At 36.1% G+C, this 14391-nt stretch carries 15 protein-coding genes; 3 read left to right on the top strand and 12 right to left on the bottom strand.

Going from position 1 to position 14391, the window contains the following annotated elements:
* The first annotated feature begins 57 nt into the window (after positions 1-57).
* Positions 58-1104, top strand: coding sequence for a YeiH family protein (locus I583_RS01110; protein ID WP_010762703.1), 1047 nt, complete (start codon positions 58-60; stop codon positions 1102-1104).
* 55 nt (positions 1105-1159) lie between these two features.
* Here I583_RS01110 and psiE read toward each other — a convergent pair whose 3' ends face one another.
* Entirely contained in the window at positions 1160-1612 is a 453-nt protein-coding gene (psiE, locus tag I583_RS01105) for a phosphate-starvation-inducible protein PsiE (protein WP_010762702.1), read from the bottom strand.
* Between the two features lie 260 nt (positions 1613-1872).
* Between psiE and I583_RS01100 the strand changes: the two genes are divergently transcribed.
* Complete coding sequence (locus I583_RS01100) at positions 1873-2601, top strand: TraX family protein (RefSeq protein ID WP_010762701.1); 729 nt, start codon at positions 1873-1875, stop codon at positions 2599-2601.
* A 228-nt stretch (positions 2602-2829) separates the two neighbouring features.
* Positions 2830-4140, top strand: a complete 1311-nt coding sequence (celB, locus tag I583_RS01095) for a PTS cellobiose transporter subunit IIC (RefSeq protein ID WP_010762700.1) — start codon at positions 2830-2832, stop codon at positions 4138-4140.
* Positions 4141-4211: 71 nt separating this feature from the next.
* Here the strand turns inward: celB and I583_RS01090 are convergent, their stop codons facing one another.
* From I583_RS01090 to opp1B, 11 genes are all read right to left on the bottom strand, one after another.
* Positions 4212-4880, bottom strand: coding sequence for a CPBP family intramembrane glutamic endopeptidase (locus tag I583_RS01090; protein ID WP_010762699.1), 669 nt, complete (start codon positions 4878-4880; stop codon positions 4212-4214).
* Positions 4881-5305: 425 nt separating this feature from the next.
* Positions 5306-5665 carry a 50S ribosomal protein L20 gene (gene rplT / locus I583_RS01085; protein WP_010762698.1) on the bottom strand — a complete coding sequence of 120 codons (360 nt, stop codon included), beginning with the start codon at positions 5663-5665 and terminating at the stop codon, positions 5306-5308.
* A 131-nt stretch (positions 5666-5796) separates the two neighbouring features.
* Positions 5797-5997: a 50S ribosomal protein L35 gene (rpmI, locus tag I583_RS01080; protein ID WP_010762697.1), complete on the bottom strand. Its 201-nt coding sequence runs from the start codon at positions 5995-5997 to the stop codon at positions 5797-5799.
* Positions 5998-6108: 111 nt separating this feature from the next.
* Positions 6109-6630, bottom strand: coding sequence for a translation initiation factor IF-3 (infC, locus tag I583_RS01075; protein WP_010762696.1), 522 nt, complete (start codon positions 6628-6630; stop codon positions 6109-6111).
* 313 nt (positions 6631-6943) lie between these two features.
* Positions 6944-7744 carry a Cof-type HAD-IIB family hydrolase gene (locus I583_RS01070; protein ID WP_010762695.1) on the bottom strand — a complete coding sequence of 267 codons (801 nt, stop codon included), beginning with the start codon at positions 7742-7744 and terminating at the stop codon, positions 6944-6946.
* A 14-nt stretch (positions 7745-7758) separates the two neighbouring features.
* Positions 7759-8544: a Cof-type HAD-IIB family hydrolase gene (locus I583_RS01065; RefSeq protein WP_034682997.1), complete on the bottom strand. Its 786-nt coding sequence runs from the start codon at positions 8542-8544 to the stop codon at positions 7759-7761.
* Positions 8545-8809: 265 nt separating this feature from the next.
* Positions 8810-9934: an RNA-guided endonuclease TnpB family protein gene (locus tag I583_RS01060; RefSeq protein WP_010762693.1), complete on the bottom strand. Its 1125-nt coding sequence runs from the start codon at positions 9932-9934 to the stop codon at positions 8810-8812.
* A gap of 365 nt (positions 9935-10299) precedes the next feature.
* Positions 10300-11259 (bottom strand): ABC transporter ATP-binding protein, encoded by a 960-nt coding sequence (locus tag I583_RS01055; protein WP_010762692.1) that lies wholly within the window; start codon positions 11257-11259, stop codon positions 10300-10302.
* Positions 11259-12320: an oligopeptide ABC transporter ATP-binding protein Opp1D gene (gene opp1D, locus I583_RS01050; RefSeq protein ID WP_010771135.1), complete on the bottom strand. Its 1062-nt coding sequence runs from the start codon at positions 12318-12320 to the stop codon at positions 11259-11261. The genes I583_RS01055 and opp1D overlap by 1 nt, the downstream gene beginning before the upstream one ends.
* 5 nt (positions 12321-12325) lie before the next feature.
* Positions 12326-13378 (bottom strand): oligopeptide ABC transporter permease, encoded by a 1053-nt coding sequence (opp3C, locus tag I583_RS01045; RefSeq protein ID WP_010762690.1) that lies wholly within the window; start codon positions 13376-13378, stop codon positions 12326-12328.
* Complete coding sequence (opp1B, locus tag I583_RS01040; protein WP_010762689.1) at positions 13378-14319, bottom strand: oligopeptide ABC transporter permease Opp1B; 942 nt, start codon at positions 14317-14319, stop codon at positions 13378-13380. Before opp1B ends, opp3C begins: the two co-directional genes overlap by 1 nt.
* Positions 14320-14391 lie beyond the last annotated feature (72 nt).

Genomic DNA, 14391 nt, shown 5'->3' with positions numbered 1-14391 from the left:
TCAAATGCAAATTATTTCGTTATACTAGATTTATAGATAGACAAACAAAGAAAGAAGATGAATGATTTAGTGGAAAACAATAATGTAAAACATTCTTATTTAACAAAGGCTATGATCATTTTACCTGGACTGATTACGGCTTTTATCGTAGCGGTTATTAGTAAAATTGTAGCCATCTGGCTGCCGACCTTAGGCGCCGCGACAATTGCGATTTTATTAGGGATTTTACTGGGCAACACTTTTTTGAAAAATCCAGTTTTAGAAAAAGGAACTAAAGTGGCTGAAGGTAAGCTATTAGAATTTTCAGTTGTATTATTAGGTGCAACCGTTACATTCCAAACCATCGCTCAAATTGGTGTCTCAGGTGGTATTTTTGTCCTTTTACAAATGAGTTTGACGATTATAGCTTCGTATGTACTTGGTAAAAAGATGCAGTTTTCAGATAACATGTCGTTATTAATGGCTGGCGGAAACGCAGTCTGTGGTTCATCTGCGGTGGCTTCGATCGCTCCTGCCATTCACGCAAAAGAAGAAGAAAAAGGGCAGATCATTACGTTGGTCAATTTGCTTGGAACCATCCTAATGTTGTTATTGCCTATTATCGGCTCCCTTATTTACGGCAGTGACATTCTAACCAAAAGCGCTTTGATCGGCGGTATCCTGCAATCTGTGGGACAAGTTGTTGCAAGTGCCAGTATGGTCAACGGAGAAGTTGTCGAGCTTGCTATGCTATTTAAAATCATGCGCATCATGCTACTTGTGGTCGTTGTTTACTTTTTTGGTAAATTTAAACAACAAAGGTCTGCGTTCTCTTCCACTGTAGAAGTAACCCCTAAGAAAAAAAACGGCGCTTTACCTTGGTATGTTGTGGGATTTGTTTTATTTTGTGTTATCAATAGTCTGGTTCATTTACCCGCACAACTAAGTGAGACTGCTCATTTCTTTAGTGGTTGGTTTGAAATCACTGCACTAGCTGCTATCGGATTACGTTTAGATTTCCAAAAATTCTTCAAAGAAGGAAAACGTTTCTTAATCTATGGATTATCAGTCGGGCTTATTCAAGTTATTTTAGCTATCGCGTTGATTTCTTTATTAAGAATTTAATTTAAAATCAGTAAAAGATCACTCAAATTTTCGTTGAGTGATCTTTTTACTGATTTTATTTATCTATTTTTTGACTATCATCTGTATGAGATTTAAATCCAACGTAGGATTTATTCCCACTTAAATTAAGAACAAACAACACAATAACCAATGATAAAATCGATACAGATAATAATAATGTTTGAACTGCATCACCATGTAATACCATTAACTGTCTTAAGATTGCCGTAATACAAATCAGAATCAAATATCTAATTGGAATATGATGACCTTCTTGAATATAGCGGATCACCATCATAATAAACTCAAATAACATGAAAAATGCCACCACTTCTTGCATCACGATCGATAAATTTTTAGGTGTCATTGGTTTGTTGATAAATGTAGCAATATCAATCAATTGACGAATCATAAAAATCAAAATAAGTAAGGCAAGTACTCCTAAAACGATATCTAACACCCAATTAACGTATTTTTTCATGATTCCAAATCTCTGTTCCTCTTTCATTTTTTTCTCCCTTCGTTTCAATGCAATTGCATCAGTCTATCTCAAGACATTCGCTATTCTTTCATTATAAGAATAATATAACATTTTTTTAAGATGATGTAAAAATCTAAATCTGGAAGAAAGTCATATCTGTCAATCACTTGGGCTCCTTTTTTTTAGAATCAAAGTAAAAAGTCTGAGTGAAAAATGCAACTAAAGTCCCAATCTTTTGTATATTACTTATGTTATTTTTGAATTAGAACGTTTGGAGGAATTCATATATGAACAAGAAATTAGATGCATTTCACTTGAAAGTTATTGCAATTGTTGCTATGTTACTAAACCATATAGGCAGTGGGTTTAGGTTGTTCGAGTATTCAGATCAATTATTTTTCTTTACCGAATTTATTGGTAAACTGACATTTCCGATAATGGCCTATTTATTAGTTGAGGGGTTTCATTATACCCGAAATGTAAAAAAATATGCTGCTCGACTCGCCTTTTTTTGGATCATTTCGATTTATCCCTTTCATGCCTTGTTTTATCAAGATCATCCTTTTAGTCCGACAGAGTTAGTCAATAATATTTTCTTTACTCTTTTAATGGGGCTTATTTTGATTACGCTGTATGATAAAACTAAAAATACAGCAATCCATGTTTTGCTCGTTATTATTTTTTCACTTACAACAGTAATGTCTGACTGGAATTTAATTGGTGTCTTGATTATTTTTGGATTTTATCATATTCAAAATGTTAAACTTAAGAAAATCTTGCCACCAATTTATGCCACTGCATTTTTATTTTTATTGATGTTGGTTGTTTACTTCATTTCACCTAGTTCAGTCCCCTGGTATGAACTTCTATCAGGACTTGGTATTCTGGGAACCATTCCGCTACTTTTAAATTATAATGGGAAACGTGGTTATTCTCCAAATTGGGTCAAATGGGGTTTTTATTTATTTTATCCATTACACATGATTCTACTTATCCTTGTACGTGGAATATTGTAACTTTTATTTCCTTTTGAATCATCCCTGCATTCAAATTTATTGGATACTCAATGGATTGGCTGCTAGGATGACTTTTTATTATTAAGCATTCACCAAAAATAAATCAGTCTTTTAATCAAAATAAACTGACTCTAGTGTATTGATTTTAGTAAATACATATTATAAAATAAATTTATACATCTTTATTAATTTAAAAATGTAAGGGTTTCCAAAAAAAGGAGGAACAACATGAATACTTTTTTAGATAAGTTACAAGCAAAGTTAGGTCCAATCGCTTATAAACTTGATTCTAATCGTTATCTTTCAGCAATCAAGAATGGGTTCTTTGTCGCGATGCCCTTGTTGATCATTGGTTCTATGTTTTTATTAGTCACACAACTACCGATAGAACCCTATACTAATTTTATGGCGTCTATTTTAGGGGAAAATTGGATGTCACTATTTTTACAAGTCAACGATATGACAATGAATGCGATGACCCTATTTGTGATCTTAGGGATTGCTAGTGAGATGGCAAAATATTACGCTGTTGATCGAGGGTCAACTCAGGCAATTGCTCTAGTTGCTTTTCTAGTACTAACACCGATCATGACAACGGATAACGGTTCCTTTTTACCGTTGGGAAACTTTGGGGCATCTGGTCTATTTGTCGGTATGATCACAGCTATTCTAGCGGCAGAAATTTTTCGTTGGGTCGTGCAAAAAGGCTGGACCATCAAAATGCCTGATTCTGTCCCTTCCAACGTTGCAAAATCTTTTTCAGCATTGATTCCCGGATTTTTCGTGGTGATCGTTTTTAACTTGATTCGTATTGGTTTTACCTTCACTTCTTATGAAACTGCTCAAAACTTTATTTTTGAAGTTCTGCAAACACCACTCTTGGCTTTAGGCAGTTCACTTCCTGCAACATTGATCATCTTACTATTTGAAGCGTTGTTGTGGTCCTTTGGTATTCACGGTTCAAATATTGTGGGTGCTGTCATGCAGCCGATTTGGATCGCGCTGACGGTAGAAAATGCCCAAGCTTTCGCTACAGGAGAAAAATTACCCAATATTGTGAACTATCAATTTTATAGTAACTTCGTCAAACTTGGTGGATCTAGCGCCACCATTGGTTTAGCTATCGCTTGTCTATTTTTCGCAAAATCCTCTCAGTTTAAAACTTTAGGGAAACTCTCATTTGCGCCAGCCATTTTCAATATCAATGAACCTTTGGTTTTTGGTATTCCAATCGTGTTAAACCCAATGATGCTGATTCCCTTTGTCATTGCGCCACTTTTGATGTGTCTGTTGGCGTATACTGCAATGGCAACTGGAATTGTTCCCTTAGCGAACGGCGTAAATTTACCGTGGACCATGCCACCTGTTATTGCAGGATTGATGGTTAGCGGCTGGCGAGGAGCTGTTTTACAGATCGTTCAGATTTTGCTTAGCTTTGGATTGTATTATCCTTTCTTCAAGATGGAAGATTTAAAAGCGTATCGAATCGAGACAGAAGATGAAACAACTAGTGAGACAGCAATCCTAGAGGAAGCTTAAAGTCTAATTATGAATAAAAAAGCGAAAAATCCTCCCTCGATTTTTCGCTTTTTGCTTATTCTTCTATTAAACTAGATCAGTCCAAATGCGATGACGATTGCAGCAAATATATTATTTAAAAAGTGAATAGATATACTAATCTCTAAACGCTGCGTTTTATAATACGCCATAGAAAGAATCAGACCCATCGAACCATAAATTAAAAAGCTGATTAGATTCGTCGGACCATGAATCAAACCGAATAAAATAGAACTAATTGCGATGCCAACTATCGGAAATTTTTCCAACCAAAAACCAATGATTCCACCTCTAAAAACGATTTCTTCCATTATTGGTGCAGAAATTCCAATTAATAATATGATCAATAAAGGATTTTCTCCAGTGAACATAGATTGAATCGCTGCATCATTTGCAGTACTTTCTGATCCTTGATTATTTAGTAACAGAGTTCCTCCAACAGCAATCACTCTTGCTAAAATAAAACCGCCTAGAATGATTCCAACATTTTTCTTAGTGAAAAAATCCCATTTTAAGTTTGAGAATCCTAGTTTTTTCCCTAAAAATATCAATAACCAGATATTCCCTATAACCAGTAATATCAACATAATCGATGCAAATAAAGACAGATTTGCTTCTCCCATCCCTAATGAAAATCCTTTAGCCACACCAAATGCTGTCATGCTAATTTGACTTACCAGAAATAAACCAACTAAAATAAAAAAATTTTTAACATACACCATCCCATTACTCTCCTTTTTATAAAATAAATTTCTTGTATACCACTTTATCTTATCAGACTACAGCTACAGAGTAAAATAGGCTTGAACGTGAACAACCTCTCTTCTGTTCCTTTTAATTTTATGAAGAGCTATTTCCTATCTCATCATATTAATCGTTCTAAATCGTTCATCTCTACTAAAACCTATATCACCATAGATTTTTAAATTTAGGAACCAAGTAGTAAATAATTGATTGACGTTACCTCAGTTTTCACTCTAATAAAAAACATAGTAAAAAAGAACAGTTACCCCAAACTTTTTCTTTTTCACTCAAAAACTAACTTTCTTTTTATTATTATTTGAATGGATCAAAGTACTTGATAATAATTACCTATTAATATAAAAAAACGTCCCTTTCTTACGAAAGGAACATTTTTATTCAATCATTATTTAGCTAATGCATCTTTAGCTTGGTCAGCTAAAGTTGTGAATGCTGCTGCATCGTTAACAGCTAATTCAGCTAACATTTTGCGGTTGATATCAATCTCTGCTAATTTCAAACCGTGCATTAATTTAGAATAGCTCAAGCCATTCATACGAGCCGCTGCATTGATACGAGCAATCCATAATTTACGGAAATCACGTTTCTTTTGACGACGATCTCTGTATGCATAACTATAAGATTTCATTACTTGTTCTTTTGCTGTTTTAAATAAAGTATGTTTTGATCCGTAATAGCCTTTCGCTAATTTAAGGATCTTTTTACGACGTTTACGGCTTACTACGCCACCTTTAACACGTGCCATGGTTAATTCCTCCTAAATATCTGTTATCTCTATGAGTTATTTTAATTGCTAAGTTGTTGCATGAATGAGTTCATTCTCAAATTCAGCAAGCTTTGTTACTAGTCGCCTCAGGAATAATCCTAAAAGCTTTTTTACTTCATTCTTGCTAATTGTTGACGAATACGTTTGAAATCGCCTGATGAAACCATTCCTGCTTTACGCAATTGACGACGTTGTTTTTTTGTTTTACCGTGGAAACGGTGACTTGTAAACGCACGGAATCTTTTTAACCCGCCGTTACCAGTACGTTTGAAACGTTTTGCTGATCCGCGGTGTGTTTTTTGTTTTGGCATGACTAATTTTCCTCCTACATTTTCATTTCGCATACAGTTCAACTAAATTAGTTGAAAAAGTTGAACTAGCATCCTCAAAAATTTTCATTAACTAGTTATCAGCTTGTTAGCTTAATTTTCATTCTTCGGTGCCAGCGTTAGGAACATGCTGCGTCCGTCCATTTTCGCTTTTTGTTCCACTGTAGCAATATCTGCAGTTTCTTCCGCTAAGCGATCAAGAACTTTCTGACCAATTTCTTTGTGGGTAATGGCACGGCCTTTGAAACGGATAGAAGCTTTCACTTTATCCCCTTTTTCTAAGAATTTACGTGCATTACGAAGTTTTGTATTGAAGTCATTTAAATCAATTGTTGGACTTAAACGTACTTCTTTTACGTTGATCACTTTTTGTTTCTTACGAGCTTCACGCTCTTTCTTTTGCGTTTCGAAACGGAATTTTCCGTAATCCATAATTCGCGCAACAGGCGGTTTCGCAGTAGGTGCTACTAGAACTAAATCTAGGTTGGCTGTTTCAGCAATTTGTAGTGCTTCCACTTTTGTTTTTACACCTAATTGTTCCCCATCTTGTCCGATCAAACGTAACTCGCGTGCACGAATGCCGTCGTTCACCATCATATCCTTTGCTATGGTCATTCACCTCCAAGTTTTTTAAGAGAAAATCAATGCTGAAACTCTTTTTCCAAAAGTCTGCTATTGTAAAAAATACAATAAAAAACAGGCTCTGTACACAGATCCCGCGATTGATTCAGATTCATATCATTTGATATAAAGAATCCTATATCTAGCCCAGTGACATTGTCAGCTAAGGCGAGAAGCGGGTGCTTCTGCTTTCATTTCTCAACTTTAATAGTATACGATATTTCCAAAAGCTTGTCAATGCTTTTTTCAATTTAAGACAGAAACCCTTAATTATAGAACAATGAGCTTCTGTCTCAAACTTTTTTCTTTAATTTCCAAGCAGTTCCTCTATTTTAAGAAGCACACCATTTTCATCATTAGATAAAATAATTTCTTTAGCTGCTACTTTGACCTGTGGTTGTCCATTACTCATGGCATAGCTATATTCCGCATGTTTTAACATTTCCAGATCATTGCCGCTATCACCAAAAGCTGCCACTTCATGATTTTTTATCCCCCACAGCTCTTGTAACTTGATCAAGCCGTACGCTTTATGGATTCCGGGAATAATCAAATCAACATCACCATGCCCACTAGAAACCGGAATAACCTTGTCTCCTAACGTTTGATACAGCTGTTCAAGCACTTCTGGCACTTGTTCAACAGGAAAACTCAAAGCAAACTTGAATAACGTATCGTCTTTTACGTCAAACAAATTAGGAACTTTTTTTAATCGATGGTAATATTTCTGACCATGTTCAATAAAAGAATCTGGTTCTTCTTCAGCTACATAAGCGCTGTTTTTCCCACAAAGAATCGTATGTCCTTGTTTGAACTCAGCTAAAATAGTTAGCACGTCGTGAATGACTTCTGGATCGATTTCGCCTGTGAATATTTCTTTTCCTTCACTAACAACGTACGCTCCGTTTTCTGCTACAAACGATAATTCGTTTTCAATTTCTGGAAAAAAAGATTTAAGTTGATAGTATTGATTGCCGCTAGCTATAACAAAACGAACCCCTTGTTGCTTCATCTCTTGATACAATTGACTAAATCTTTCTCGGTCGTAATCTTGTTGACTGTTCAAAAACGTTCCATCCATGTCTACTGCAATCATTTTTACCGTCATTTTTCTACTTCCTTTCAGTCTAATAATTCAAAATGTTTTAATCCAAAACAAATACCATCCTCCAGATGAGATTTTGTAATATAATCAGCATGGCTTTTTACATGAGGTGAAGCATTGTCCATCGCAATTGCCGTATTAACTGCTTCAAACATCCCTAAATCATTGTTTCCATCACCAAATGCGTATGTTGGTACATGAGCCAAATCCAATGTCTTAATTATTTCCTGGATGCCTGCTTTTTTTGACTGTCCCTTTGACACAACTGCCATTGAATAAGGACTATCTCTGAAAAAAGTAAATATATCCGCAAATTTTTCTCGATATAATGAATCTTTCTCTTCATCCTCTGAAAAAAGATAAACCATGTAAATCTCATGATCTTTATGAAACTCTGCTGAAATTTTCGGCAATGGTGCGTGATCTAAGCGATATAATTTTTCCATGCTCGCAGTTGAATAACAAGCAGCATATTCAGTTTCTGTATAACATGCCAAGGAATGACCAAACGATTCAGAAAGCGCCATCAATTCTTGAATCTGTTTCAATGGTATTGCATGTTTTGAAACAACTTCATTTTCAACAACATTAAACTGCCCATTTAAACTTACATAAGAATCGATTGCTACGCCTTTTGTGATTTGTTGGATTTCCTTTGGAGATCGGCCACTAGCAATCAATGGCAGGATATTGTTTTTCTTCAATTGCAAAATTGCTTGGTGATTTTCCTTAGATATAGTTGATTCAGCATCTAATAACGTTCCATCCAAATCAAAGAAAACAAGTGCTCTGTAGTTATTCATAGCTTTCCCCTTTTTCATCTTCTCTTCTTATTTATTGTACTATACTTTTTTAACGAACAAAAAACTTTATTCTGTTCTATCTTAAACAATTTCTTGTTTAAACGAGTAGAATAAAGTCCGATTTTTTATTTTTCATCAACTAATAATTAGTGAACTATCTCTATTTAACTAGAAATTTCCTAGAAAAAGACAAATGATCGACTAAACGCTATATCTATCTTATATGCCCTAGGCTATCCCTGTAGTCCCTACAGTTCTTCTTTTTTTAATTGGCCGTTGTTCCTTTTAATCCTTGGATCAACACTTGAATACTCGCCGCAGTCTCAGGATCATGTTTTCCTTTTTCCTCATTGACGTCTTGAGTAAATATTTGACTCACCAAATCATTATCTGAATGTTCCGAACATTTACCACATGCCGAAACCTTGATTAATCGTTTGTTATACCATGTCGCTTTATATTCAAGTTTTGAGACAAACAATGCCCAAGAAACATCTGAAACGCCTCGATGTAATTTAGTATTTCTGAAAAAATCAGCTTGATGAATATCTTCAATACAAATCAAATCATATTTCTTAACAATTTCTGTCGTGATTTTATTCAGAAAATCAATTCGTTGATTCATTAACTTTTCCCGCATTTTTGCTACTTTTAGTTTTTGTTTCTGATAGTTTTTTTGTTGTAACAGTTCTGTTCCTTTGGATTTAGCAATTTCTTTTCGCCGTGTTAATTTTCTTTCTTCTCTGGTGATCCTCTGTTCGAATTCTTTTGTAAATTTATCATTATCGATACGTCTACCATTTGATAATACAGCAAATTCTGAAGCTCCTAATGTTATCCCGATTGCTGAATAGGTCTTTTCAACTCTAGGAAGCTCCTCTTCACAAAGAATCGAAACGAAATATTTATTACTAGGAGTCAAAGAGATCGTCGCCGACTTTATTTTCCCTATTACCGGACGATGCATTTTCATTTTAATCAACGATTTCAGTTTAGGGACTTTTAAATATTTTTCATCAATAATTTTAATTGTGCCGTTTTGATTATTCGTTGTGTAAGAACTGACAGCATTTTTCTTTTGTTTTAGTTTAGGAAAACCAACTGACTTTTCTCTATAAAATTTTTTGAATGCTCGATCCAAGTAAACCTGCGCATTTGATAATGCTAAGCTATCCACTTCCTTCAAACAAGGATGCTCTTTTTTAAATTGAGCTGGTGTCGGTAACTTTACTTTTAAATCAGGATTTTTTTTCAACTCCTTATACAGCTGAATTCTTTCCTGCAATAAAAGATTATGCACAAGCCGAACACAAGAAAAAGTTTTTTTGATGAACTCTTCTTGTAATAAAGTAGGGTAAAGCCTGTATTTATACGCCTTTAATACCTTCATTAGAATACCACCCTACCAATAAAAAGCTGAATGGGCTCGTTCAGCTCCGACTGAAAAATAGGAAAATACGATTGAGGCGCTTTTTGTCTCACTCGTATTTTATCTTTTTTCCGAGAGACTAGCCCGTAAAGCTAGATTAGTTAAAAAGCTGAACGGGCTCATTTAGTCTCGAATGAAAAATAGGAAAATCTAACTGAGGTGCTTTTTGCCTCATTTAGATTTTATCTTTTTTCCGAAAGGCTAGCCCGTAAAACTATTACAAAATGATTATGTCACAAAGAAAAATGATTCATTCATCTTAGGTTTAAAAATTCTAGCTAAGAAAAATAGGTCTCTTCTTAGCTAGTCTTTCTTTTGCCAAACGACTATTCGTGATTCGCTCTGGCTTTTTTCTCTTCAATTTTTTTACGGTACACATCAACTTCATCTTCTGAACAATACACATAATGCTCAGGTGTGATTTCTCTTAGTTTACGTTCTTTATTGTCTTCTGCTTGCGGTTTATAAACAATACGTTTGCGTGTACGTTCATAATCAGGATCTGGTAATGGAATAGCTGATAATAAGCTTTCAGTGTATGGATGTACACCAAAGTTATACACATCATCACTTGACCCCATCTCCAATAATCTACCACTATGCATAACACCAATACGGTCACTGATGTGTTTTACCATTGATAAATCATGGGCAATAAACAAATAAGTCAGACCGGCTTCTTTTTGTAAGTCTTGCAATAAATTGACTACTTGCGCTTGAATCGATACATCCAAAGCTGAAATCGGCTCATCACAGATAATGAAGCGCGGATCAACTGCCAAAGCTCTTGCAATCCCGATACGTTGACGTTGACCACCAGAAAATTCATGTGGATAACGCGTTCCGTGGCTCGGATCAAGTCCAACGACTTTTAATAATTCGTTGACTTTAGCTTCACGTTCAGCGGCATCTTTTGCTAAGTGATTAATGTCGATTCCTTCAGCAATAATATCGTTGACTTTCATTCTCGGATTCAATGAGGCATACGGATCTTGGAAGATCATTTGAACTTCACGACGGAATGCTTGCATCCCAGATTTTGAACGAATTTTACTGATATCATCACCGTTGAAAATGATTTCGCCATCTGTTGGATCGTATAAGCGAATCACACTACGTCCTGTTGTTGATTTACCACTACCAGATTCTCCCACCAATCCGAAAGTCTCACCTTCGTAGATATGGAAACTGATATCGTCAACAGCTCTAACTTCGTCAGGGCGTCCAACGTTAAAATATTGTTTTAGTCCTTTAACATCTAAAAGTACTTTTCTTTTTTCACTCATTATTTAACGCCTCCTGCAGTCGTATTATGGCGCTCAGCATAAATCGCCCAACGTCTTACAATTTCAGCTGGAGGGGTAATTTTTGGTGCTTGTGGTGCTAATAACCACGTTGCAGCTTTATGAGTTGGTGATACTTCAAAATACGGTGGTGCTTCTTCTGCGTCGATCTTCATTGCAAACTCGTTACGCGGATAAAAAGCATCTCCTTTTGGAGGATCTAATAAATCGGGAGGTGAACCTGGAATCGCATATAGCTTATCTTCCGTTCCTTCCATTGTCGGCATTGAGCCAAGTAGTCCCCATGTATATGGATGTTGCGGATTGTAGAAAATCTCTTCTGATGTTCCTACTTCCACTAAACGTCCGCCATACATAACGGCTACACGATCAGCCACGTTTGCTACTACACCTAAATCATGGGTGATAAAGATAATCGATGTGCTGATTTTTTGTTGTAAGTCTTTTAATAATTCTAAAATTTGCGCTTGGATCGTAACATCCAAAGCTGTTGTCGGCTCATCTGCAATTAAAACTTCTGGGTAACAAATCAACGCAATCGCAATGACGATACGTTGACGTTGTCCGCCAGAAAATTGGTGAGGGTAGTTTTTCAAACGTTTTTCAGCGTTTGGAATCCCTACTAATTTTAATAATTCTAATGCTTGATCTAGCCCTTCTTTTTTCGACACTTTATTGTGTTTGATCAACGATTCAGCAACTTGTTTGCCAATCGGCATTGTTGGGTCCAATGAGGTCATTGGATCTTGGAAAATCATTGCAATTTCTTTCCCACGAATGGTTTGCATTTGTTTTTCCGTTTTGTGTACGATATCTTCACCTTTAAACAGAATTTCTCCATTGTCAATGTTTGCATTGCTGCTCAATAATCGCATGATACTTCTAGTAGTTACTGATTTACCACTACCAGACTCTCCTACGATCGCAAGAGTTTCCCCTTTGAACAATTCAAAGCTCACACCACGAATAGCATTTACTTTTCCAGCAAACGTATCAAAAGAAATCTGTAAGTCTTTTACTTCTAATACTTTTTCCATAGTCATTCACTCTACTCTTTCATCTTAGGATCGAAGGCATCACGTAGTCCGTCAGCTAACAAGTTGAAACAAATCATTACGACTGACAAAGTTACGGCAGGAATCCACATCAAATATGGAAGGAAACGGAACGTTTTATATCCTTCATTTAATAATGTTCCAAGAGAAGCGGTCGGCGGTCTTAATCCTAAACCGATGAAACTTAGAAACGCTTCGAAGAAAATGGCCGACGGGATACTGAACATCATTTGAACGATGATCACGCTTGAGATATTCGGCAAAATATGTTTTACGGCAATCTTCAAACGAGATTCACCTAATGTTTGGGCAGCTAAAACGAACTCTTGATCTTTTAATTTCAAGGTCTGCGCCCGAACGATTCTGGCCATTGAAATCCAGTTAGTAATAACCATCGCTAAAACGATCGATAAAATACCTGGATCAAAAACTGTCAGCATCAAGATCATGACAACAAGGTTAGGGATTCCAGAAAGAACTTCTAAAATACGTTGCATCACTGTGTCGACACGTCCACCTAATAGTCCTGAAATCAAACCATATGTTACACCAATCGTAATATCAAGTAAAGCTGCGATAAATGCGATCAATAATGAGATACGTGTTCCCATGAATAAACGGCTCAATACATCACGGCCTAAGCCATCTGTTCCAAGATAGAAATTCACGTTATCAGGAACGTTCGCTTGAGCGTACTTATCTACCATTTTACCAGCAACATTGGCTGTACCGTTAAACCCATTGATACTATCTAAAAACGGAATACGCGGTGGTAAATTGATGTACGCTACATTTTGTTGTGTTGGGTCATGTGGTGACACCCAAATTGTTATAATTGAAATAAAGATGATGATTCCTAAAAGAATCAAGGAAATCACAGCAGCTTTATTCTTTTTCAAACGACGCCAAGAATCTTGTAAAAAGCTTAGTGACGGCGTTGCAATTCGTTCACGTTCCTTGGTTGTTGATGTATCCAAAGGCTGGAAGTCATTTGCAGGTATGTTTTTGATTTTTTCTGGGACATTATTTAAGTCAACTGTTTCCATTAACCTTTGGCACCTCCTGAAACACGAATTCTTGGATCAATCAATCCATAAAGTAAATCAACGATCAAGATTACAAATACTAACAAAGCAGAATATAAAATCGTCACGGCCATAATTGTTGGGTAGTCATTGGTCATGATTGATTTTACGAACTGCTCCCCAATACCTGGGATCGCAAAAATATTTTCAACAACTAGAGATCCTGTCATCAAACCAACGGCTAATGGGCCGAGTAATGTAATCAAAGGAATCAAACTGTTTCTAAGTCCGTGTCTCACGGCAACTTGCCAGCGGCTTAAGCCTTTGGCACGAGCCAACTCTACATAATCACTATGTAAAACTTCGACCATCTCGGTTCGTATAAACCTGGCGGAATCGGCCATTGGACTCATTGCCAGAGCAATCGTTGGGAGAATCGTGTAAGCAAATCCATTCCACATTGCGATTGGCAACACTTTTAATTTCATGGCAAAGATATATTGCAGTAGTACCGCAAAGACGAAGTTAGGAATCGAACGTCCTAAAATTGCCATTAACGTCGCTACTGTATCCACCCATGTGTTTTGGCGCATTGCGGCAATGATCCCTAGTAAAATACCGACTAGCGTACCAAAGATGATGGCTTGTGCGCCTAATTGGACAGAAGGCCCAATACGACCTGCCAAAAGTTTTGCTACTGGTTGGTTTTTAAATTGGAATGAAATACCAAAGTCACCAACTAGAAGATTTTTTAAGTAAATTCCATATTGAACGATCACTGGCTTATCTAAACCAGATTGCTTGTTCAGCATAGCGATTGTTTCTGGACTAAGTTTTTCTTGGTTGGTATAAGGAGTACCTGGTAATAATTGCATTAAGAAAAACGTAATCGTTGCGATCAGCCACAATGTGATGATCATGAAGAAGACCCGTTTAAGAAAATATTTTCCAAAACTGTTCAAGAATGACACCTCCGAGATTATTTTGACTTCATCAGTATTTTTCGATAAAGTAAGGATAGAAAATTAAGTAAG

Origin of the sequence: Enterococcus haemoperoxidus ATCC BAA-382, from assembly GCF_000407165.1 — a bacterium.
GTDB lineage: Bacteria > Bacillota > Bacilli > Lactobacillales > Enterococcaceae > Enterococcus_L > Enterococcus_L haemoperoxidus.
The sequence above is the reverse complement of the archived record's forward strand: the minus strand, read 5'-3'. Positions and strand labels throughout refer to the sequence as shown.